The following is a 19,929-nucleotide window of genomic DNA, read 5'->3' as shown; positions in this document are numbered from 1 at the left end:
CGGCGACCGACACCGAGTCCGTGCCGTCCGCCTTGCGGGGCAAGGGACTCGGCGGCGGTTCGCAGTCCGGGCTGACCATGTCGGGCCCGTCCGAGGACGGCGGCGTCGAGTCGCATTCGGACAGTGCCGGCAGCGACGGCGGCGACCAGAGCGGGACCCGCCGGGAGCGTCGTGCCGCGCAGCGCGCCTCCCAGAAGAAGGGCAAGAAGGGCCCGCGCCGCTAAGACAAGCCGAAGGGGGCCTTCGCCGCACGCGATGCGGTGAAGGCCCCTTTGTCACGCCGTGAGCCGGAGCGAGGAAACCCGTCGAGGCGGCTTCAGCAGGTTGAAGCGCGTGCAGACCCAGCCCGACGGCGTCCGCTCGAAGCGCGCGGCCAGCGCGAGGCAGCGATCGTTCTGCTCGACCGTGGCGCAGGCCTCGACGACGCCGTCCCTCGGATGGCACAGGTGGATCGACTTCGGCCGGTAGCCGCCCGGCGGACGACGGCGGCCGCTGTCGAGCAGCGCGCTGTGGAGCGCCGGGTCGAGGATGGGCCGCACCTGGCCCGCCGGACGGCGCCCGTCGCAGGCTTCAAGGATGGTGGTCAGCAGCCTGCCCACCTGGCGCCGGTCCGGCGTGTCGGGTCGCGGCGGCGGCTCCTCCACGATCTGTTCCCCGCCCAGCGGCAGGTCCAGCACGAGCTGGTTGTCCGGCGGCGCCACCCGGTGCACCAGCCTGCTCGCGACCCGGTAAGGCGGTTCACACGGTTTAAGCCGTCTCAGTACGTACGAACGCATCAGGCAGTCCCCCTCCGCGGCCCCCTCGGCCACGCCCAGCAAGTAAGGGGCCGAAGACAGGCCGCGCCGCGACACGAACCGCCCGAGAGGATGAACCGGGCGGTGATCGCTTGTGTACGGTGGGCCGGTGCTGAAAGGGCTGGTCATCGACTACGTCGGGGTGCTCACGGACGACGGCGCGGACGAGCTCTACGCCTTCCTCCGGTCCGCCAGGGCGCGCGGCATCAAAACGGCCTTGCTCTCGAACGCGCCCGGGGCGTCGGACGAGGCCAAGAGAGCGCTGAACCCGTTCTTCGACGCGCTCGTCTTCTCCGGCGAGGTCGGCGTCGCCAAACCCGAACGCGAGGTCTACCTGCTCACCGCGGGGCTGCTCGACCTGCCGGCCGGGCGCTGCGCGTTCGTCGACGACGCCGCGCACAACGTCCGCGCCGCGGTGGCCGCCGGGATGGCGGGCGTGCACCACACGTCGGTCGAGGAGACGCTGACCGAGCTCAGCGCCCTGTTCCCGAAGCCCTAGCTCCCGAAGCACGGCGGACCAGCTCGAACGAGAGCACGGCGGCGGCCGCGGACACGTTGAGCGACTCGACCTCGCCCGGCATCGGGATCGACACCCACTCCGTCACCAGTTCGCCGACCTCGGCGCCGACGCCGTTCGTTTCCCCGCCCAGCACGAAGGCCGCGCGCTGCGGAAGTTCGACGTCGAACACCGTCTCGCCGGCCGAAGCGCCCAGCGCGTAGATGCCGTAGCCGGCTTCGGCGAGCATTTCGGCCGCCTCGCGCGCGCTGCCGCAGCGCAGCACCGGCGCGCGGAACGCGACCCCGGCCGAGGCCTTGACCACCATCGGGTCGAGGGCGGCGACCCCGCGCCGCGGCACCACGACACCCTCCAGCCCGGCGGCGGTCGCCGTGCGCAGGATCATCCCGACGTTCGCCGGGGTGGTGATGCCGTCGAGCAGCAGCACCCGCGACGGCGGCCTGCCGTCGGACAGGGCCGCCTGAAGCGACCGCATGCGCGGGGCGACGACGTCGGCCAGCACCCCTTGGTCCTGCTTGCCGTTGCCGGCCAGCACCTTGACGCGATGCGCGCTCGCCCGCTGCACCGGTACCCCGGCGGCCTTGGCGGCGCGCTGGATCTCGGCGGCGTTCGGGCCCCGCACGGTGTCGGCGAGAATCACCTTGTCCACCTCGAGCGCCGCGTCGTCCAATGCTTCGAGCACCGGTTTCCGCCCGTACACCGTCAGGAACCGGTCCTTCGGCGAGATTGCCGACTCATCACCCACACCGGCGAGTGTCCCACTATGTAAGGATCGGCTCATGCTCGACCGCCTCTCCGCGCTGGACGCCTCGTTCCTGTACGTGGAAGACCACTCGACCCCGATGCACGTCGGCGGCGTGGCGATCTTCGAACGGCCGCGCGACGGCTTCACTTATGAGCAGCTTCTGGACCTGATCGGGCAGCGGCTGGCGTTCCTGCCGCGTTACCGGCAGCGCGTGCTGGAGGTGCCGGGGCATCTCGCCCGGCCGGTGTGGGTCGACGACGTCGACTTCGACCTGAACTACCACGTCCGCCGGTCCGCGCTGCCGCAGCCGGGCTCCGACGGCCAGCTGTTCGATCTCGTGGCGCGGCTGATGTCGAGGCGGCTCGACCCGGGACGCCCGCTCTGGGAGGCGTACTTCGTCGAAGGGCTCGCGGGGGACCGGATCGCGCTGGTGACCAAGACGCATCAGTCCGTTGTGGACGGGGCCGTCACCATCGAGCTAGGGCAGTTGATCCTCGAGACCGCCCCGCAGGAGCCCGAACCGTTCGACGACAACTGGCATCCGCGCCGCGAACCGAGCCGCACCCAGCTGATGCTCGACGCCGTCGCCGAGACCGTGCAGCGGCCGACGGAGCTGGTGGAGAACGTCCGGTCCATCGCCCACGACGCCACCGCGATGGCGGGCAAGGTCACCGAAACGGTCGGTGACGTCGCGTCCGCGCTGAAGACCATGGTCAAGCCCGCGCCGTCCGGCCCGCTCAACGTCCGCACCTCCGGCGGCCGGATGTTCGCCGCGGTCCGCACGCGGCTGGAGGACTTCCGCAAGGTCCGCGCCGCGCACGGCGGCACGGTCAACGACGTCGTGCTGGCGGCCATCACCGGCGCGTTGCGGGAGTGGCTGCTGTCCCGCGGCTCGGCCCTGACCGCGACCACCACGGTGCGCGCGCTGGTGCCGTTGGCGGTCCGCGACGCCGAGACGGCCGAGTACTCGACGCCGGCGCTGGTCGGGAACCAGGTCGACGCCTATCTGGTCGACCTCCCGGTGGGGGAACCGAACGCGGTCCTGCGGTTGCAGCACATCGGCCACGCGATGGCGGCCCACCTCGACTCGGGCCGTTCGGTCGCCGCGCGCGGGCTGCTGACGGTCGGGGGCTTCGCTCCGGCGACCCTGCATTCGCTGGGCGCGCGGGCGGCCGGGTCGATGTCGGGGCGCATCTTCAACGTGCTGATCACGAATTCGCCGGGCCCGCAGGTGCCGCTCTACGCGGGACAGGCGAAGATGGTGGAGATGTTCCCGGTCATGCCGCTGGTGCGGAATCAGGCACTGGCGATCGGGGTCACCTCGTATCACGGCGGTGTCTACTTCGGACTGAACGGCGATCGCAAGGCCGTGTCCGATGTGGACCTGCTCGCCGGGATGATCGAGGAATCGTTGGAAGAACTGAAGGGTGCGCACTGGTGAGGGTTTATCTGCCCGCGACGATCGCGATGCTCCGTGATCTCGAAACCGCCGGGGAGTTCCGGGCGCGCAGCGGCACGGGGTTCGCGCTGACCCCGGCGCTGCGGGAGTCCTACGCCAGCGGATCCGACGAAGAGCTCGAATACGCCGCGCTGCTCGACGCCGCCAGGGCGTCGCTCCGGCTGATCGCGGCCGAGGAGAAGCCCGAGCCGCGGCGGGTGGTGATCTCGGCCGACATCGACGAGGTCACGCTGCGCCCGGACCTCGACGCCGCCGTCGTCCGGCTGTCCGGACCGGTGAAGATCGCCGACGTCGCCGCGATCCACGTCGACGCCGCCGAAGCCGCCGAGTCGGTCCAGGCCGCCGCCGCGGTGATCGACCAGGCCGACCTCGGCGACCCGGACGCGGAGTTCACCCTCGGGGACGCCGAGGACCACGAACTCGCCTGGTACGCGCCCCAGGAACTCCCTTTCCTGCTTGAGCTCCTCTAGCCCTCTCCGCGTTTCGTCCTCTGGATGCGGTCCTTGCGCGTGCAACTACCGCGTCCAGAGGACGAAACGCTAGAACCAGGAAGGGCCGGGCACCGGGCGTTCGGGCCGCCAGCCCGTGGCCTCGGTGAGCCGGGTCGACACGACCCGTTGCGAACGCGCCAGCACCGCCATCGACCCCACCCGGTTCGCCAGCCACTTCGGCAGGGCGCGGGGGCGCCGGACACCGGCCGCGGCGGCCATCGCCTCGCCGACTTCCTGCTTCCGCACCGGATCCGCGGCCAGGTTGTAGACGCCGCTCGGTGCCCGTAGCGCCGCGATCGCGCCCGCCGCCGCGTCGTCCGGATGGATCACCGCGGTCCAGTCGGTCCGGCGGCCGATGATCAGCGGCGAACCGCGTCGCGCGGCCGTCAGCATCATCGTCGTCATCGGATCGTCGGCGACCAGCAGCCCGATCCGCAGCCGGATCGCGGTGCGTCCCTCGTCCGCCAGCTCCGCGACGTTCGCGTGCGCCACCGTCGAAGACGCGATGTGACCGCTCGCCGCGAGAGGCGCGTCTTCGGTCAGTTCGTCGTCACCGCCGTCGGCGTAGACGAACGAAATCCCTTCCTGCACAACGATTCCCAGCTCGCCGACCCGGCGCGCGGCGGCCGCGAGCGTCCGGCTGCCTTCGGTCCGCAGGCGGTCGTTCTCCGCCCAGCCGGACGCCGTCATCGCGTGACGCGCGTCCGGGATCCGGGTCGCGACGTTCACCACCGCGTCGTGCCCGTTCAGCGCCCCGGCCAGCGAATCGACGTCGAACAGCGAACCCGTCACCGGCTTCGCGCCGGTCGCGCGCACGGCCGCGACCCGGTCCTCGCCGCGGGCGAGCCCGCTCACCTCGTGGCCTTCGGCCAGCAGCCGCCGCACCAGTGGCCGTCCCAGCACCCCGGTCGTCCCGATCACCATCACGCGCATGTTCGTCTCCTCCTGTCCGCCTTCACGACCTGGACGAGACGGGCGCGGAGAACGTGACAGGGTCAGCCCGCCGGGATCTCCCCGATCTCTTCCGGCGGCGGCGCTTGGATGTCGGCTTGCGTGCCCCATTCGCTGTAGCGCGTGACGATCTTGGCCGTCGCGCTGTCCGGAACACCCGAAGCGGCGAGGACGGGGGCGAGGTCGAGCACGACTTGCACCGGCTGGTGCGCGTCGTCGAGCCAGACCTCCATGGGGATCTTCCCGAGCTTGCCGTTCAGTTCCCCGACGGCCTCCGCCGACAACCCGGCGGGCAGATCGCCGCCTAGCGCGGCCATGTCGATGTCCAGCCGGTAGTGCTCGGTGGACACGCCATCGAGTTCGGCGTGCCCGGACTCGGTGAGCGTGCCCGCCCGCCGGACCTGGTCGAGCGCGCGAGCGGGATCGTTCTGCTTCGCCAGCTGGTCGATGCTGCCGCCCGCGACCTGCGAAAACGGGTCCGCGCCATCGGGGGACACCTTGACCCAGGGTTTCCCGCCGGGAACGTCCTCGCGGGCGCTTTCGGGGACCTTGGCGAAGACGATCTTGTCGACCAAGCGGAGTTCGAGCGGCTCGCCGAGGAAATCAGTGGTCATGGCGAGCGCGGTACCCGTCCGTGCGACCCGGGCCTGCCCCAGGCTCTTCGAACGCATCGTGCCCGCCGTGACGTCGGTGGCGTACTTCGCGGCTTTGCCGTCCGTGGCGGCCGCGGCTCCGTCGGCGAGCGCGCGGGCGTCGGCGAACGAGACGGCTGTTTCGCTGTCACACGCGCCGAGCAGCGCGCCGAGTGCTAGCACGACGGCTGGCAGGGCCGTTCTCCGCATGAGGACCTGCTTTCGAAGGCGGGTGCCCAAGCGAAACACAGCCGGGGACCTCGCCCCGATCGGGGGAACGGCTCAGCGGCTGTCGCCGATGGCCTCCGGCGGCGGCGCGATGATCACCACGTCCGAGGCCCAGCTGTCGTATTTGACCGTGACCTTGTCCATGGTGACCTGCACCGGACGCTGATCGCCGTCCAGCCACACCTCGGCCGGGGCACCGCCGAGATCGAGGACGTAGTGCGTGGTGGCCGTCCCGTTCAGGTCGGCCTGATCGGACTTGGTGACCTTGCCGGACTTCGAGATCCGCTCGATCGTGCGCGTCGGGTCCATCTTCTCGACGACGTCGGTCATCAGCGCGCCGTTGGCGGCGGAGAGCGCGTCCTTGCCGTCGGCGGTGATCTTGACCCATTCCTTGTCGGTCTTGAGCTCCCGCACCTGGGCGTCGGACAGGTGGTAGTAGAGGACGCCGTCGGCGAAGATCAGGTCCCGTTTCTCGCCCGCGACCTCGGCGACCATGGAGAACTTGCTGTTCGCTCCCTCGTAGAGCCCGGAGCTGGTCACGACGACCTTGCGGCCGTCCTCGGCGGTGGTCTCCAGCGCGATCTTGGACGACCGGGCCTTCTGCGTGCCCGCGCCGGCGGCCGAGGCGAGCTGCGCCGCGTCGGCGGGTGCTGCCGGTTTCTCCTCGCTGGAACAGCCTCCCAGCAGCAGGAGAGCGGTACAGACGACGGCGAATCCGGTGGCACGCATAGGACTCCCTCGGGTGAATGGTCTGTACCACTACCGTAGCGCCTCTCGCGTGAATTTCCACCGTCCAATCGTCCGGAAGCGCGTGAAGGCCCCCTTCCCTCGGCTGAGCAGAGGGAAGGGGGCCTTCACGCGCACCAGGGTTTAGATTCCCTGCTTCACCATTTCGGTGTAGTCGCCCACCTCGGCGGCCGGAGGCGGAACGACGTCCACCGGCGTGCCCCAGTCGCTGTAGGTGTAGGTCGACTTGGACTCGCCGTTCTCGCGCCCACCCACCGACTTCGCGAACGAGGTCATGTCCATGGTCATCTTCAGGGGAAGCTGTTCGGCGTTGAGCCACAGTTCGGCCGGGATCCGCAGATCCTTGCCTTCGAGCCGCTTCTCGATGTTCGCCCGCTGCTCGGCGGGGAGGTCCTCACCGAAGAACAGGTCGAACTGCTTCTTGGCGTCGAACTCGACGAAGTAGTGGTTCACCGGGACGCCGTCCAGCTGGGTCTGCTCCGAGCTGACGATGCGGCCGGTCTTTTCCACCAGTTCCAGCAGCTTCGCCGGGTCGCCCATTTCGAACGACTTCCGCAGGGCCTTCCCCATGGCCTTCGTCTGGGGGTCCTCGCTGTTCAGGTCGATCTTCCCCCAGTTCTTGTCCGTCTTGAGCTGGACCTTCTCGGCCGGGGGAAGTTTGACGAACAGGGCCTGGTCGACCAGGCGCAGAGTGCCGGCTTCGCCGTCGATGGTCAGGTTCGCCTCGATTTTCGAGGCGGCACCGTCGTAGTACGCCAGTAAAGTGCCCGTGACCTTGGCGCCGTCGCGGGTGGCGTCGAGCGTCGCCTTGGAGGACTTGGTCTTTCGCGTCCCCTGCTTCGCCGCCTCGACGAGGCCGAGCGCGTCGGTGAACGGCGTCGCCAGCGCGAGCTCGCCACCCTTGTCCTCGGCCTTGTTCTCGGCCGGGCGGGTGCCGCAGCCCGTGACCAGCAGGGTCAGGGCCGCGGCCACCGCGGTGAGCTTGAAGGAGGCGCGCACTTACCGGCCACCGGCCTTCTTCGCGAGTTCCGCCATGTCGCCGACCTGGTCGGCGGGCGGGACGGTGAGGCTCACGGGAACACCCCAGTCGGTGTACTTGACCGTGGTCTTGGCGACACCGTCACCGGGGGCGCCCATGGCCTTCACGAACGCGGTCGAGTCCGAGACGACCTGCACCGGCAGCTGGTCGGCGTTGAGCCACAGTTCGGTGGTGATCACGACGTTCTTGCCCGCGAGTTTCGCCTTGAGCTGATTCACGGTCTCGGCGGGCAGCGGGATGCCGACCTCGCCCATGATGAGCGCGATGGCCTTCTCGGCTTCGACCTCGATGACGTAGTGGTTGGTCTGCTCGCCGTTCAGTTCGACCTGGTCCGACTTCGTGATCTTCCCGGCCTGCGAGACCTGCTCGAGGATGCGCGACGGGTCGCTGTCCTTCATGGCCTTCGACATCATCTTGCCGAGCAGCTGCGAGAGCGGGTCCTGGCCGTCGGGCGAGATCTTCACGTACGCCTTGTCGGTCTTCAGCTCGGCCTTGTCCTCCGCGTCGAGCTTGAAGTACAGCGCGTTGTCGATGAACAGCATGTCGAGCTTCTTGCCGTCGCTGTCCATGATCATCGCGAGCTTGCTGTTCTCGCCGTCGTACATGCCCTGACCGGACGCCGTGCTCTTCTGGGCGCCCGCGACGGTCTCCATCGTGACCTTCGACGACTTGGCCTTCTTGGTGCTCTCGCGGCTCAGCGCCGCGAGCTGGATCGGGTCGCCGAGCGGCGACGAAAGCGAACTCTTCGCTTCGGAAGGAGCGGGAGCAGCCGCGCCGGACTGCTTCTCGGCACCGCACGCGGACAGCGCCAGAACGGCGGCCGTGGTGACGGCGGCGAGCATGGTTACGCGCTTCAAGAGGACCCCTCAGAAAAAGTTGATCTAATCCGAACGGGGTATCGCTCCTGGTCGGAAATAGTTACCGATCGTCCTCATGTCCGGCTCGGGACCCCAGAAGGCGGCGCAGAGACTCCAGTCGTTCCGGGCTGGCGTCACCCTCGGTGACGACGTCGTCGAGTGCGCAGTCCGGGTCCGAAGGCGGCCCGAGATGCCCGCAGGCGGACGGGCATTCTTCGGCCGCCGCGGCGAACTCCTCGAACGCGAGCACGATGTCGTCGGCGGTCACGTGCGCCAGTCCGAACGAACGGACACCGGGCGTGTCGACCACCCAGCCGCCACCGGGTAGGGGGAGCGCGACCGCCGCGACCGACGTGTGCCTGCCCTTGCCGACCGCGCTGACCACGCCGGTCGCCAGATCGGCGTCCGGCACCAGCCGGTTGACCAAAGTGGACTTCCCGACGCCGGAATGCCCGACCAGCGCGGTGACCCGGCCCTTGAGCCTGCCGGTCAGCTCCTCGGGATGCTCGTCGTGGCGGGTGACCACGGCCGGGATGTCGAGACCCGCGTAGCCGGAGAGGAGTTCGTCCGGGCTCGCGAGGTCGGCCTTCGTCAGGCACAGGACCGGTTCGAGGCCGCCCGCGTAGCAGGCGACGAGACAGCGGTCGATGAAGCCGGTGCGCGGCGGGGGATCGGCCAGCGCGGTCACGATCAGCAGTTGCTCGGCGTTGGCGACGACCACCCGTTCGAAGGGGTCGGTGTCGTCCGCCGTCCGGCGGAGCACACTGGAGCGTTCCTCCACCCGGATGATCCGGGCGAGGGTGTCCGGCTTGCCGCTCACGTCGCCGACGATGCCGACGGTGTCGCCGACGACGACCGAGACCCGGCCCATCTCACGGGCCCGCATCGCGGTGACGACCCGCTCCGGATCCGAGTCGATCGCGCAGGTCCAGCGCCCGCGGTCCTTCCCGATGACCATCGCCGTGGAGGCGTCAGCGTGCTCGGGACGACGTTTGCTGCGCGGCCTGGTGCCCTTGCCGGGACGGATCCGCACGTCGGATTCGTCCAGCCTGCGCCAGTCCTTGCCCGCCAAACCGCCTCCTGCCCTCCGAACACCGCGGGACAATGATCCCATGCTGCTCGCCATCGCCCGGCCGGCGTGTAACGATGACTGTCGATTAGGGAGGTTTTCGCATGTGCGGGCGCTATGCCGCCACCAAGGACCCCGCGGCGCTGATCGACGAATTCGCCGCGGTGGACCTGACCGAGGGCCGGGTCCGGATCGATCACAACGTGGCGCCGACCAAGGTCGTCCCCACCGTGGTGCAACGCCACCCGCGTGACGCCGACGGCGCGGTGCTCGAAGACGAGCCCACCGTCCGGTCGCTGCGGACGATGCGCTGGGGCCTGGTCCCGTTCTGGGCGAAGGACCCCGGGGTGGGCTCCAAGATGATCAACACGCGCGCCGAGACCGCCAAGGAGAAGCCGTCCTTCAAGAAGGCGGTCTCGTCGCGGCGGTGCCTGGTCCCCGCCGACGGCTGGTACGAGTGGCGGCGCGACGGCAAGGAAAAGCAGCCCTTCTACATGACCGGACCCGGTGACGGTTCGCTCGCCTTCGCCGGTATCTGGGAGACCTGGCGGCCGAAGGACGACAAGGACGCGGACCCGCTGATCACTTTTTCGGTGATCACCACGGACTCGGTCGGCAGGCTCACCGACGTCCACCACCGCATGCCGCTGCTGATGCCGCGCGAAAAGTGGGACACCTGGCTCGACCCCGACCTGCCCGACGTCACCGACCTGCTCGTCCCGCCTCCGGTGGACCTGGTCGACATGATCGAGCTGCGGCCGGTGTCCAGCCTGGTCAACAGCGTCCGCAACAACGGCCCCGAGCTGCTGGACAGGGTCGAGCCCGTCGCCGAAAGCGCGCTCTTCGACGCGCCCGGCTCATGACGACGCTGGAGATCGGCACCGCCTACGGCCCCGCGCGGGCCGAGTTGCACTGTGCCGAGGAGGGCACCGCCGTGCTGATGCTCGGCCACGGCGCGGGCGGCGGTATCGGCGCGAAGGACCTGGTCGCGGTCACGCGGGCGGCGCAGGCGGCGGGCGTGCACGTCGCGCTCGTCGAACAGCCGTACCGGGTGGCGGGCCGTCGCGCGCCCGCTCCCGCCACTCAGCTCGACACCGCCTGGCTGACCGTGGCCGACGAGATCTCCGAGCGTTTCGACGATCTCCCGATCGTGTTCGGCGGCCGGTCGTCCGGGGCCCGCGTCGCGTGCCGGACCGCCGCTGCGGGGCAGGCGGTGGCGGTGCTGTGCCTGGCCTTCCCCGAGCATCCGCCGGGGAAGCCGGAGAAGACCCGGCAGGGTGAACTGGACGCCGTCGAGGTCCCGACGCTGGTCGTCCAGGGCGAGCGTGACCCGTTCGGCCTGCCCAAGGCGGGGCCGCATCACGAGATCGTGGTGCTCAAGGGCGACCACAACCTCAGCGCCGACCTCGACGGCGTGTCACGCGCGGCCGCCGAGTGGCTGGAGCGTGTGCTGCGGCCGCTCGCCTGAAAGCCGTCGCCGGGCGTAGTGCACGGTGACCGCGGCCAGCAGCGGACCCCAGAGCAGCAGCGGCGCGTAACAGACGGCCATCACGACGCCGTAGACCGGCGAGTCCTCCCAGGTCCCCGGCGGCATCGACGCACCGGCCGACGCCCGGCGGAGCAGGGCCTGGACACCCAGCACGGTCAAGGCGATCGCGCCCGCGGCCGCCGGGACGATCGCGGCGAGCGGCGGGATCCTCCGGCCGCGCAACCCCGGGATCCAGCGCGGCCACACCTCGCCCCACGGCCGGACGAGCCCGAGGGTGAGGAACGCGAGCGCCTCGGCGAGGAGGCTCAGGCCGAAGACGTAGGCCGTTCCCCAGCCGGGGATGCCGAACTCGCTCAGCCCTTGTTCGGTGAACCCGACCGGGACGCCGAGGCCCATCGCGATCCGCCACAGCCCGGACGGCAGGGTCGTCAGCAGTGTCAGGTGGGCGGCGAGGTTCGCCCACTTCGGCACACCGGGCACGGTCTCGGTCATTCGTCGCTCCCCAGGAGTCGTCGTTCGCTTGCCGACGACGATTCCCGAGCGCGGGCGCGTGATCTTCCCGCCGCGGACCGACCGCTCTCCCTCGCTGGGGTGAACCTGCCTTCCCGCGTTTCGTCCTCTGAACGCTACGAGGCCCCGTGGCAGCGGTGGTTTCGCGTGACGGGATGGACGACACGCGTGATCAGGCGGACGGCACGTGTGTCCAGGCGGACGACACGCGACGGGACCCCGGCCGCCGGTGTGTCGTCCATCCCGTCACGCGTGTCGTCCATCTGATCACACGTGTCGTCCGGCCAGGCACGCGAAAGTGCCACTTCGGGCCGGATGATCGTGAGTGGCGATTCGGGTTCTGGCGGACTCGTATTTAGGTGCCCACCGGTGTGACCGGCGAGTGTGGAGGATCCGGGACGTTCAACGTCCCAATTCCTACATCGTCGCGCCCTGGCAGCCGCGGAGCCACCACTCGCCCAGTTCAGGCGTGGGTAGGGAAATACCGGTCCGCTCGAACCCGAATCGCCACTCACGACCATCCCGGCCGCCGCGTTCAGAGGACGAAACGCGGGGAGGTCAGCCCGCGATGGGGGCGACCACGGCGCCGGTGAGGCGAACCAGGTCGGCGGGGGCGAGTTCGACCTCCAGGCCGCGGCGCCCGGCCGAGCAGTGCACGGTCTCGAACTTCTCCGCCGAGGCGTCGATCACCACCGGCAGCCTGCTCCGGTGCCCGAGCGGCGAGATCCCGCCGAGCACGTACCCCGTCGCGCGCTGCGCGGCCGCGGGGTCGGCCATCTTCGCCTTCTTCCCGCCCGCGGCGGCGGCGAGGGCCTTCAGGTCCAGCTGCCCGGTGACCGGGACCACACCGACGGTCAGCTTCCCGTCGACGTCGGCCACCAGGGTTTTGAACACGCGTGCGGGGTCGAGCCCCAATGCTTCGACGGCTTCGAGGCCGTACGACTCGGCCCGAGGATCGTGGTCGTAGGCGTGCAGAACGTGCGCCACTTTCTGCTTCGCCAGCAGCGCCGTCGCCGGGGTTCCCTTGCCTGCCATGGGCGGAGTCTACGAGCGCGCCGGGAATGCCCGGCCGGGCCGCACTGTTGAAAGGCACGTGTCCACCACACTCGAAGCCCCCCGAATCCTGATCCCGCGCACGCCGGGCGGCCAGGTGATCCGTCCGCGCGTAAACTCGACGACGTCTCATGCGCACAAGCGCATCGACGCCGATCGGGAAGGGAACGGTTTGCCGAGCACGCAGAATCCCGCGCCGGACACGGGCACGGACGCCGAAGAGGCGGCCGCGCGGGCCGAGCGCTTCGAGCGGGACGCGATGCCCCTGCTCGACCAGTTGTACTCGGCCGCCATGCGGATGACCCGGAATCCCGCCGACGCGGAGGACCTCGTCCAGGAGACGTACTTGAAGGCGTACGCGGCCTTCGCCTCCTTCAAGGCGGGTACGAACCTCAAGGCGTGGATGTACCGCATCCTCACGAACACCTACATCAACGGCTACCGCAAGCGTCAGCGCCAGCCGGTGCAGCAGCCGACCGAGGAGATCACCGACTGGCAGATCGCCAAGGCGGAGAGTCACACCTCCAGCGGGTTGCGCTCGGCCGAGGTCGAGGCGATGGACAACCTGCCCGACGCCGACGTCAAGGAAGCGCTGCAGAAGCTGCCCGAGGAGTTCCGCCTCGCGGTCTACCTCGCCGATGTCGAAGGTTTCGCGTACAAGGAGATCGCCGAGATCATGGACACGCCCATCGGCACCGTGATGTCCCGGCTGCACCGCGGCCGCGCCCAGCTCCGTGACCTGCTCGCCGACGTCGCCCGCGAACGGGGCTTCATCCGCGCGGGTAAACAGCAGGAGGTGGCGGGGCGATGACCGACGACTACTGCAGCGGCGCGGACGACAAGGTCAAGTGCGAGGAAGCCCTCGCCGACATCTACCTGCTCCTCGACAAGGAGTGCAGCGCCGAGCGTGACGCCGCCCTGCGCAAGCACATCGAGGACTGCCCGCCGTGCCTCGAGGAATACGGCATCGACGAGCACATCAAGCAGCTGCTCGCCCGCAAGTGCGGTGGCGATCACGCGCCGGACGACCTCAAGTCCCGGCTGCGGGCCTCGATCCGCCAGACCGTGCAGACCAAAGGCGCGATCACGATCGAGCGCACCGAGGTCAAGATCGAGCAGACCTTCGAGTAGCACTGTGTAGCCCGCTCAGGACACACGAAGGCCCCCGTACCGGATCGGTGCGGGGGCCTTCGTTGTCTGATCGATGATCAGGAGTTGGGCTTCTTGCCGTGGTTCGCGCCGTTCTTCTTACGGTCGCGACGCTTGCGGGCGCGCTTCGACATGTTTCACTCCTCGTCCGAGTGGCCCTCGCGGGGTGATACGACACCGCTGGGCCAGGGTCAACCGCTCCAGTGTGTCATGCGGCCCTCACCCTGCTTGGATGGGGACGTGTCCACCCTTTCCGATCTGCTCGCGGAGAACACCGGCCTGTCCGGCGAAGCCGCGGACCATCTCCAGACCGTGGTCGCCGAATGGCAGCTGCTGGCCGACCTGTCCTTCGCCGACTTCCTGCTCTGGGTCGCCGTTTCGGAGGAGCTGCAACCCGACGGAGGCGACTACGTCTGCGTCGCCCACGCCCGCCCGACGACGGCGCCGACGGCCCATCCGGAGGATGTCGTCGGCACCCGGTTCACCGTGGACGAGCACCCGCAGCTGGCCAAGGCGAGCCGCGAGGTGCGGATCTGCCGCGAGGAAGACCCGCATTGGTATCGCGACCTGCCGATGCGCCGTGAAGCCATCCCGGTGGTGTTCGGCGGCACGGTGATCGCCGTCCTGAGCCGCGAGACGAACCTGGCGGCCTCGCGGGTACCGAGCCCGCTCGAAATCGCCTATCTGGGCAGCGCGGGTGATCTGTGCCAGATGATCGTCGACGGCACCTTCCCGAGCCCGGGGAACCAGACGGACACGCACACCAGCCCGCGGGTCGGTGACGGCCTGATCCGCCTCGACCCGACCGGCACGGTGGTCTTCGCCAGCCCGAACGGGTTGTCCGCCTATCACCGGATGGGGCACGAATCCGATCTCGTCGGGCAGCGCCTCGCGCCGCTGACCAGGTCGCTCATCCGTGACCCGTTCGACGCGACCGAGGTGTCGCACCGGATCATCGAGGCGCTCGACGGCAAGCCCAGCAGTCGCACGGAGGCGGACTCCCGCCGCGGCGCCGTCGTGCTGTTCCGTGCGCTGCCGCTGCGCCCCGCCGGGCAGGCCGCCGGCGCGCTGGTGCTGGTGCGCGACGTCACCGAGGTGAAGCGCCGCGACCGCGCCCTCCTGTCGAAGGACGCGACCATCCGCGAGATCCACCACCGGGTGAAGAACAACCTGCAGACGGTCGCCGCGCTGCTGCGGCTCCAGTCGCGCCGGACCTCCAGCGAGGAGGCGCGGCTCGCCCTCGGCGAGTCCGTGCGCCGCGTCTCGTCGATCGCGATGGTCCACGAGGCGCTGTCCATCTCGGTGGACGAGCGGGTCGACCTCGACAAGCTGCTCGACAACGTCCTCCCGATGGTCGGTGAGGTCGCGACGGCCGAGTCGCAGGTCGGGCTTTCGCGCACGGGCTCGTTCGGTGTCGTCGTCGCCGAGATCGCGACGCCGCTGGTGATGGTGCTCGCCGAACTGGTGCAGAACGCCATCGAGCACGCGTTCCCCGACGGGCGGCCGGGCAAGGTCGAACTCGTGGTGGAACGGTCGGCCCGCTGGCTCGACGTCGTCATCCGCGACAACGGGCGCGGACTGCCTTCGGGTTTCTCCTTGGAACGCAGCGACGGTCTCGGCTTACAGATCGTGCGGACCCTGGTGGAGTCGGAACTGCGGGGCTCGTTGTCGATCCGCGGGCTGCGCGGGGAACCCGAGGAGACGGGCGGACGGCGCGCCGGAACGGAAGCGGCCTTGCGGATCCCGTTGTCCCGGCGGCTGTGAATCAGCGCGGTCCGGAGTGGACTGTCCCTTGTGGTCATCCGCAGTGGACAGTCTCACCCGGACACGTTTTAGGGCCGGCGCCCGAAGAGAAGATGGCGCCGGCCCTGTAACGGTTCCGCGGGAGGACTTGGAAAAAGTCCTGGAAGCCAGACCCCCGTGAGGGTGTGTCGGCCTCGCTTGTTAAGCTCAAGTCGGGTACGTGTCACCTCACGACGCAGGGCCATACAGCCATCGCGCCGCGGGAACTTCCCGAAGCTTGGGGTCTTGCTCGATTATTGGTGAAGCGTGCTGAGTCTTGAAAAACTCAGGCGGAAGTACGCGTGCCGATGTGCGTACGACGGCGCTTCAAGGCGCGTCGCTCGTCCTCGCTCATCCCGCCCCACACGCCCGCGTCCTGCCCGCTGGCCAAGGCCCAGGCCAGGCAGTCGGAGGCGACGGTGCAGCGGTGGCACACGGATTTCGCCTGAGTCACCTGCGACAGAGCAGGACCGCTGGTTCCCACCGGGAAGAACAGCTCGGGGTCCTCGTCTCGGCAGGCAGCGTCATGGCGCCAGTCCATGTTTCTGAGCTCCTTCATAATGGCGCGGTACTCCGCGCCATAGTCGTCATGGCGGTCGTTTTTTTGGGTGCTTGTGAATGCTTTCACGAAGCACCCGTTTCGACAAGGGTTTTCCGAAGATCGGTGAGTCAGCTCACCCGGCCGAGCGACGCTTCTGACCTGCGGTTTCGTTCCGAAACAGCCTTCCGAAGGGAAGGCCGATGCGGTGAGCGGAGGTTCTGCGTCGATGAGCGGCAGGTCGTACTTTGCCGCAGGCGATCAGCGGTCCGGTCGTCAGACGATTACCGTCAGTGCTTCCGGGACGCTGAAGAACTCCACCCTCTTCCGCTGGCCGACGAGGTCGCCGTCCACCTGGAAGTTTACCGGTTCAGCAGCGTCTATGCGGATCATCGGCAGGTCATCGTGACGAAGGAGACGTCGTCCGCGTTGGTCGCTCTTCGTGAGCAATGCCTGCCGTACATGCTTGAACACGGTGGGCAATCGCAGACCGCTCAACGCGAAAAGGCCCAGTCCGGTGTCGAACGAGCTGCCCGGGTTCAGGTGGACCGGACGGTCCCCCAGGTAACTCCACGGATCGGTGTTCGACACGAAAGCGGTCAGCACTTCGGTGGGCTCTTCGCCCGGGATCCTGACGGTGAGGGGCGGGCGGCCGAGCGGCGGCCGCAGATGCGACGCCACCGCGGCCCTCATGTAGAGCCCCGCGGTGGTCTGCTTGCCCCGCCGCTTGGCCACGCGGCCGACGACATCGGCGTCCCAGCCCATGCCGGCGTTGAAGGTGAACCAATGGCCGTCGGCGATCCCGAGGCCGACCTTGCGGCTCCGGTCGCTCTCGATGGCGTTGAGGAGCTGGTGGGTCGCTTCCACCGGATCGTGCGCGATGCCCAGCGCGCGGGCGAAGACGTTCGCCGAACCGCCCGGCACGACACCGAGCATGGGGACGTCGCCGACCTTCGCCGGATCGCCGTCGGCGTCCGCGAGCAGGCCGTTGACCACTTCGTTGACAGTGCCGTCGCCGCCGTGGGCGACCACCAGGTCGATCCCGTCACGGGCGGCGGACCGGGACACGGCCATCGCGTGGCCGCGGTAGTCGGTCTCCACCACGTCGAGTTTGACCTGGCTGGCCAGTGCGTGCGCCAGCACGTCACGGCCACCGGCGGTGGTCGAGGTTGCCTGGGGATTCACGACGAGGATGGCACGCACATACCGCAGGGTAAGTGACTTCTGCCCGAAGGTGGGAGCTTCACGTGACGCGAAGCTCAGCCGCGCGACGTCCTCGAGGCAGCACCTTGTGACCCCTGTGGCGGGCGTCCCTCCTTCACTGCCGACGAATGACAGCTCCGTCGTGACAAGTGCACCCGGGCCGACCGCCCGCTTATCGACGACACTCCCAATTCTTCCCATACGGCGGTCCGGGGAAACCGGCCGACCGGGTGGCATACGATCGAAAGTGCTCACGTACGGTGACCCGCCCTGGTGGAGCGCCGTGTCCGGAAGCCTGGAAGGCTGTTTCGCCGTGTCCATCGCCGACAAGCTCTCGCCCGCGCCCCGTGAAGTCCGCCTCGCCGGGGTGATCACCGCGCTGCCGGGGTTCGCCCTGATCGTGTTCGCGGTCCTGCTCCTGGTCAACGGCCAGGCCGGACCGGAGAACCTGCTGGCCGAGGTCGCCTACTACCTCGTCCTCGCCGCCGGAACGGTGGCCTGCGCGGCCGGGCTGGTGCTGGGGAAGACCTGGGCGAGGTCGCCCGGCGTGGTCGTCGCGCTGATCCTGGTCGGGGTCGGCTGGTACGGCGCGGGCCCGTCCGGGCAGCCGCTGTGGGGGGTGCCGCTGGGTCTGATCGGCGTCGCCGTCCTCGTGCTGCTGTTCCGCCGCCCGTCGCGCGCGTGGGCGCTCGGGTTGCGGGAGGGCGAGACCGAGGAAGAGGCCGCCGAACGCGACGGCGCCGCCGGTCGTGCGGCGCGTCGCGAACGCGAGGAACGGGACTAGACCTGGGCGGCGAGCGCCTTCAGGGGTTCGTCGGTCAGCCGGTCGACGGTCCACTCGTCCATCGGCACCGCGCCGAGCGACTTGTAGAAGCCCTGCGCCGGGTTCCAGTTCAGCACCGACCATTCGAGACGGGCGTAGCCGCGCTCGACGCAGACGGCCGCGAGCGTGGCCAGGAGCGCCTTGCCGAGGCCTGAGCCGCGCTGCTCGGGGCGGACGTAGAGGTCTTCGAGGTAGACGCCGTGCACGCCGCGCCAGGTAGAGAAGTTGAGGAACCAGAGCGCGTAGCCCACGATCTCCCCGCCGTCCTCGGCGACGTGGCCGAACAACGCCGGCGCCTCGCCGAACAGCGCTGTCCGCAGCTGTTCGGGTGTGAGGTGGCACTCGTCCGGGGCGCGTTCGAACTCGGCGAGGTCGTAGACGAGCCGGACGACGGCGTCGACGTCCTCTTCGCGGATCCGCCGGATGCGGTCGTCGGCCACTAGTCCTCCGTCGTGGGGAGCAGGTTGAGGTGTTCGATCTGGGGCTCACCGCGTTCGTCGCCGAGCACCGCGACGCCCGCCGGGTCGAGTCCGAAGTGGACGCCCGCCGTCGACGGCAGGCCGACCCAGCGCGCGACCAGGACGCGGCTGAAGTGACCGTGGCCGACGAGGATCACGTCACCCTTGGCGAGCGGCTCGCGGACGCGGTCGATCAGCTTGTCCGCGCGGGCGTTGACGTCGTCCGCGCTTTCGCCGCCGGGGATCGGATGTGACCAGACCGTCCAGCCGGGAACGGTCTCCCGGATCACCGGGGTGGTGACGCCCTCGTAGTCGCCGTAGTCCCATTCGGCCAGCTCTTCGGTGACTTCGTCGACGCGCAGACCGGCCAGTTCGGCCGTCCGCAGCGCGCGGGTGCGGGGGCTGGAAAGGACGAGCGCGGGGTTTCCGCCGAGCACCGCGCGCAGGGTGCCGCCCGCCGCGCGGGCCTGCCCTTCGCCCGCCGTCGTGAGCGGGATGTCCGTGCGTCCGGTGTGCCGTCCGTTGACGGACCACTCGGTCTGACCGTGCCGGAGGAGGAAGAGCCGATGAGCCACGTTGCGAATATAGCCTGCGGTCCGGTTATGCTACTGGTGAGTAACATGATGAGGAGACCGTGATGGCGCAGAATCCGACCTACGCGATGTGGAACCGGCTGGCCGGGAAGCCGGTCGGCAAACAGCTGTTCTCGGCGGCGATGTGCCTGCGTGTGCCGTACTTCCGGACGGTGCTCCCGTCGGTGCGCGAACTGGGCCCCGGCCGGTGCGAGGTGACCTCCCCGAAGTGGTGGGGTGTTTACAACCACATCAAGACTTTTCACGCGATCGCGGCATGCAACCTCGCCGAGATCGCGATGGGGATGCTCGCCGAGGCGACCGTCCCGGCCACACACCGCTGGCTGCCCAAAGGGATGACGGTCGAGTACGTGGCGAAGGCCGAGACGAGCCTGCGCGCGGTCGCGGAACTGCCGGAGCTGCCGGAATTCGGCGACGAGGGTTTCGAGCTGCCCGTGCCGGTGACGATCACGGACACGCACGGGAAGCCCGTCGTGACCGCGACCATCACCATCTGGGTCACCAAGAAGAAGTAAGGCGTGTCCGGGTGGCGTGCTGGTCACCGCGGTGGGTCGTGAGTCGCAAAGAGGGCTATTGAGGGGTAAGGCAAAGGTGGCGAGTGCTTGGCTTGCCCTCTGCCGGTTTCAGATGTTGCGAAAGCCACGTTCGCAACGTTGAGCGTTGCGAACGTGGCTTTCGCAACGCCGCCGAGCCCACGCCGCCCACGCCGCCCACGCCGCCCACGAGGCCCGCAAGGCCCGAGGTGAAGGGGACTTTCCTCTCATGTGATGGGGGGAAAGTCCCCTTCACCACACTCATGTCT

At 69.3% G+C, this 19,929-nt stretch carries 26 protein-coding genes; 11 read left to right on the top strand and 15 right to left on the bottom strand.

What is annotated here, in order from left to right; all coding sequences use genetic code 11:
- Positions 1–224: hypothetical protein (locus CFP71_RS41570; protein WP_143267272.1), on the top strand; the 224-nt coding region annotated here is incomplete at its 5' end.
- Between the two features lie 51 nt (positions 225–275).
- On the opposite strand, the gene CFP71_RS41565 is transcribed toward CFP71_RS41570, so the two are convergent.
- Positions 276–776, bottom strand: coding sequence for an Rv3235 family protein (locus CFP71_RS41565; protein WP_093939368.1), 501 nt, complete (start codon positions 774–776; stop codon positions 276–278).
- 112 nt (positions 777–888) lie between these two features.
- Between CFP71_RS41565 and CFP71_RS41560 the strand changes: the two genes are divergently transcribed.
- On the top strand, positions 889–1,293 hold the full coding sequence (locus CFP71_RS41560) for an HAD family hydrolase (RefSeq protein WP_093939367.1): 405 nt from the start codon (positions 889–891) through the stop codon (positions 1,291–1,293).
- Here the strand turns inward: CFP71_RS41560 and CFP71_RS41555 are convergent.
- On the bottom strand, positions 1,268–2,056 hold the full coding sequence (locus tag CFP71_RS41555; protein ID WP_093939366.1) for a TrmH family RNA methyltransferase: 789 nt from the start codon (positions 2,054–2,056) through the stop codon (positions 1,268–1,270). The two genes, CFP71_RS41560 and CFP71_RS41555, sit on opposite strands and share 26 nt — an antisense overlap.
- A 34-nt stretch (positions 2,057–2,090) precedes the next feature.
- Here CFP71_RS41555 and CFP71_RS41550 point away from each other — a divergent pair, with 34 nt between their 5' ends.
- Both CFP71_RS41550 and CFP71_RS41545 read left to right on the top strand, forming a co-directional pair.
- Positions 2,091–3,497 (top strand): WS/DGAT/MGAT family O-acyltransferase, encoded by a 1,407-nt coding sequence (locus CFP71_RS41550; protein ID WP_093939365.1) that lies wholly within the window; start codon positions 2,091–2,093, stop codon positions 3,495–3,497.
- Positions 3,494–3,985 carry a DUF6912 family protein gene (locus CFP71_RS41545; RefSeq protein ID WP_093939364.1) on the top strand — a complete coding sequence of 164 codons (492 nt, stop codon included), beginning with the start codon at positions 3,494–3,496 and terminating at the stop codon, positions 3,983–3,985. The genes CFP71_RS41550 and CFP71_RS41545 overlap by 4 nt, the downstream gene beginning before the upstream one ends.
- Before the next feature lie 69 nt (positions 3,986–4,054).
- On the opposite strand, the gene CFP71_RS41540 is transcribed toward CFP71_RS41545, so the two are convergent.
- The 6 genes from CFP71_RS41540 to rsgA form a co-directional block, all read right to left on the bottom strand.
- Positions 4,055–4,939, bottom strand: a complete 885-nt coding sequence (locus tag CFP71_RS41540) for an NAD-dependent epimerase/dehydratase family protein (protein ID WP_093939363.1) — start codon at positions 4,937–4,939, stop codon at positions 4,055–4,057.
- Positions 4,940–5,001: 62 nt separating this feature from the next.
- Positions 5,002–5,799, bottom strand: coding sequence for an SCO4651 family lipoprotein (locus CFP71_RS41535; RefSeq protein ID WP_093939362.1), 798 nt, complete (start codon positions 5,797–5,799; stop codon positions 5,002–5,004).
- Between the two features lie 72 nt (positions 5,800–5,871).
- Positions 5,872–6,546: a hypothetical protein gene (locus CFP71_RS41530; protein ID WP_093939361.1), complete on the bottom strand. Its 675-nt coding sequence runs from the start codon at positions 6,544–6,546 to the stop codon at positions 5,872–5,874.
- Positions 6,547–6,687: 141 nt separating this feature from the next.
- Entirely contained in the window at positions 6,688–7,563 is an 876-nt protein-coding gene (locus tag CFP71_RS41525) for an SCO4651 family lipoprotein (RefSeq protein ID WP_093939360.1), read from the bottom strand.
- Complete coding sequence (locus tag CFP71_RS41520; protein ID WP_093939359.1) at positions 7,564–8,460, bottom strand: SCO4651 family lipoprotein; 897 nt, start codon at positions 8,458–8,460, stop codon at positions 7,564–7,566.
- 61 nt (positions 8,461–8,521) lie between these two features.
- Positions 8,522–9,532 carry a ribosome small subunit-dependent GTPase A gene (gene rsgA / locus CFP71_RS41515; RefSeq protein WP_093939358.1) on the bottom strand — a complete coding sequence of 337 codons (1,011 nt, stop codon included), beginning with the start codon at positions 9,530–9,532 and terminating at the stop codon, positions 8,522–8,524.
- 101 nt (positions 9,533–9,633) lie between these two features.
- Here rsgA and CFP71_RS41510 point away from each other — a divergent pair, with 101 nt between their 5' ends.
- Both CFP71_RS41510 and CFP71_RS41505 read left to right on the top strand, forming a co-directional pair.
- Positions 9,634–10,392 carry an SOS response-associated peptidase gene (locus tag CFP71_RS41510; RefSeq protein WP_093939357.1) on the top strand — a complete coding sequence of 253 codons (759 nt, stop codon included), beginning with the start codon at positions 9,634–9,636 and terminating at the stop codon, positions 10,390–10,392.
- Positions 10,389–10,997: an alpha/beta hydrolase family protein gene (locus tag CFP71_RS41505; RefSeq protein ID WP_093939356.1), complete on the top strand. Its 609-nt coding sequence runs from the start codon at positions 10,389–10,391 to the stop codon at positions 10,995–10,997. Before CFP71_RS41510 ends, CFP71_RS41505 begins: the two co-directional genes overlap by 4 nt.
- Here CFP71_RS41505 and CFP71_RS41500 read toward each other — a convergent pair.
- Both CFP71_RS41500 and ybaK read right to left on the bottom strand, forming a co-directional pair.
- On the bottom strand, positions 10,947–11,510 hold the full coding sequence (locus CFP71_RS41500; protein WP_093939355.1) for a hypothetical protein: 564 nt from the start codon (positions 11,508–11,510) through the stop codon (positions 10,947–10,949). The two genes, CFP71_RS41505 and CFP71_RS41500, sit on opposite strands and share 51 nt — an antisense overlap.
- A gap of 576 nt (positions 11,511–12,086) precedes the next feature.
- Entirely contained in the window at positions 12,087–12,563 is a 477-nt protein-coding gene (gene ybaK, locus CFP71_RS41495; RefSeq protein WP_093939354.1) for a Cys-tRNA(Pro) deacylase, read from the bottom strand.
- 190 nt (positions 12,564–12,753) lie between these two features.
- On the opposite strand from ybaK, the gene CFP71_RS41490 reads away from it, so the two are divergent.
- Together CFP71_RS41490 and rsrA are read left to right on the top strand one after the other, a co-directional pair.
- Complete coding sequence (locus tag CFP71_RS41490; protein WP_026466946.1) at positions 12,754–13,392, top strand: sigma-70 family RNA polymerase sigma factor; 639 nt, start codon at positions 12,754–12,756, stop codon at positions 13,390–13,392.
- Entirely contained in the window at positions 13,389–13,712 is a 324-nt protein-coding gene (rsrA, locus tag CFP71_RS41485) for a mycothiol system anti-sigma-R factor (RefSeq protein WP_093939353.1), read from the top strand. Before CFP71_RS41490 ends, rsrA begins: the two co-directional genes overlap by 4 nt.
- A 77-nt stretch (positions 13,713–13,789) precedes the next feature.
- Here rsrA and CFP71_RS45670 read toward each other — a convergent pair whose 3' ends face one another.
- Entirely contained in the window at positions 13,790–13,864 is a 75-nt protein-coding gene (locus CFP71_RS45670) for a 50S ribosomal protein bL37 (RefSeq protein WP_369299112.1), read from the bottom strand.
- 106 nt (positions 13,865–13,970) lie between these two features.
- Between CFP71_RS45670 and CFP71_RS41480 the strand changes: the two genes are divergently transcribed.
- Positions 13,971–15,494 (top strand): sensor histidine kinase, encoded by a 1,524-nt coding sequence (locus CFP71_RS41480; RefSeq protein WP_093939352.1) that lies wholly within the window; start codon positions 13,971–13,973, stop codon positions 15,492–15,494.
- A 304-nt stretch (positions 15,495–15,798) separates the two neighbouring features.
- Here the strand turns inward: CFP71_RS41480 and CFP71_RS41475 are convergent, their stop codons facing one another.
- Positions 15,799–16,053, bottom strand: coding sequence for a WhiB family transcriptional regulator (locus CFP71_RS41475; RefSeq protein WP_026466945.1), 255 nt, complete (start codon positions 16,051–16,053; stop codon positions 15,799–15,801).
- Between the two features lie 273 nt (positions 16,054–16,326).
- Positions 16,327–17,253: a diacylglycerol/lipid kinase family protein gene (locus CFP71_RS41470; protein ID WP_093939351.1), complete on the bottom strand. Its 927-nt coding sequence runs from the start codon at positions 17,251–17,253 to the stop codon at positions 16,327–16,329.
- 247 nt (positions 17,254–17,500) lie between these two features.
- Here CFP71_RS41470 and CFP71_RS41465 point away from each other — a divergent pair, with 247 nt between their 5' ends.
- Positions 17,501–18,037 carry a hypothetical protein gene (locus CFP71_RS41465; protein ID WP_093939350.1) on the top strand — a complete coding sequence of 179 codons (537 nt, stop codon included), beginning with the start codon at positions 17,501–17,503 and terminating at the stop codon, positions 18,035–18,037.
- Here the strand turns inward: CFP71_RS41465 and CFP71_RS41460 are convergent.
- Both CFP71_RS41460 and CFP71_RS41455 read right to left on the bottom strand, forming a co-directional pair.
- Complete coding sequence (locus tag CFP71_RS41460) at positions 18,034–18,516, bottom strand: GNAT family N-acetyltransferase (protein WP_093939349.1); 483 nt, start codon at positions 18,514–18,516, stop codon at positions 18,034–18,036. The two genes, CFP71_RS41465 and CFP71_RS41460, sit on opposite strands and share 4 nt — an antisense overlap.
- Entirely contained in the window at positions 18,516–19,109 is a 594-nt protein-coding gene (locus CFP71_RS41455; protein ID WP_093939348.1) for an acid phosphatase, read from the bottom strand. Before CFP71_RS41455 ends, CFP71_RS41460 begins: the two co-directional genes overlap by 1 nt.
- Positions 19,110–19,171: 62 nt before the next feature.
- Between CFP71_RS41455 and CFP71_RS41450 the strand changes: the two genes are divergently transcribed.
- Positions 19,172–19,642, top strand: coding sequence for a hotdog fold domain-containing protein (locus tag CFP71_RS41450; protein ID WP_093939347.1), 471 nt, complete (start codon positions 19,172–19,174; stop codon positions 19,640–19,642).
- Positions 19,643–19,929: the final 287 nt, after the last annotated feature.

It is taken from the genome of Amycolatopsis thailandensis, assembly GCF_002234405.1.
Taxonomy (GTDB): domain Bacteria; phylum Actinomycetota; class Actinomycetes; order Mycobacteriales; family Pseudonocardiaceae; genus Amycolatopsis; species Amycolatopsis thailandensis.
This window is presented reverse-complemented; position numbering and strand designations above follow the sequence as displayed.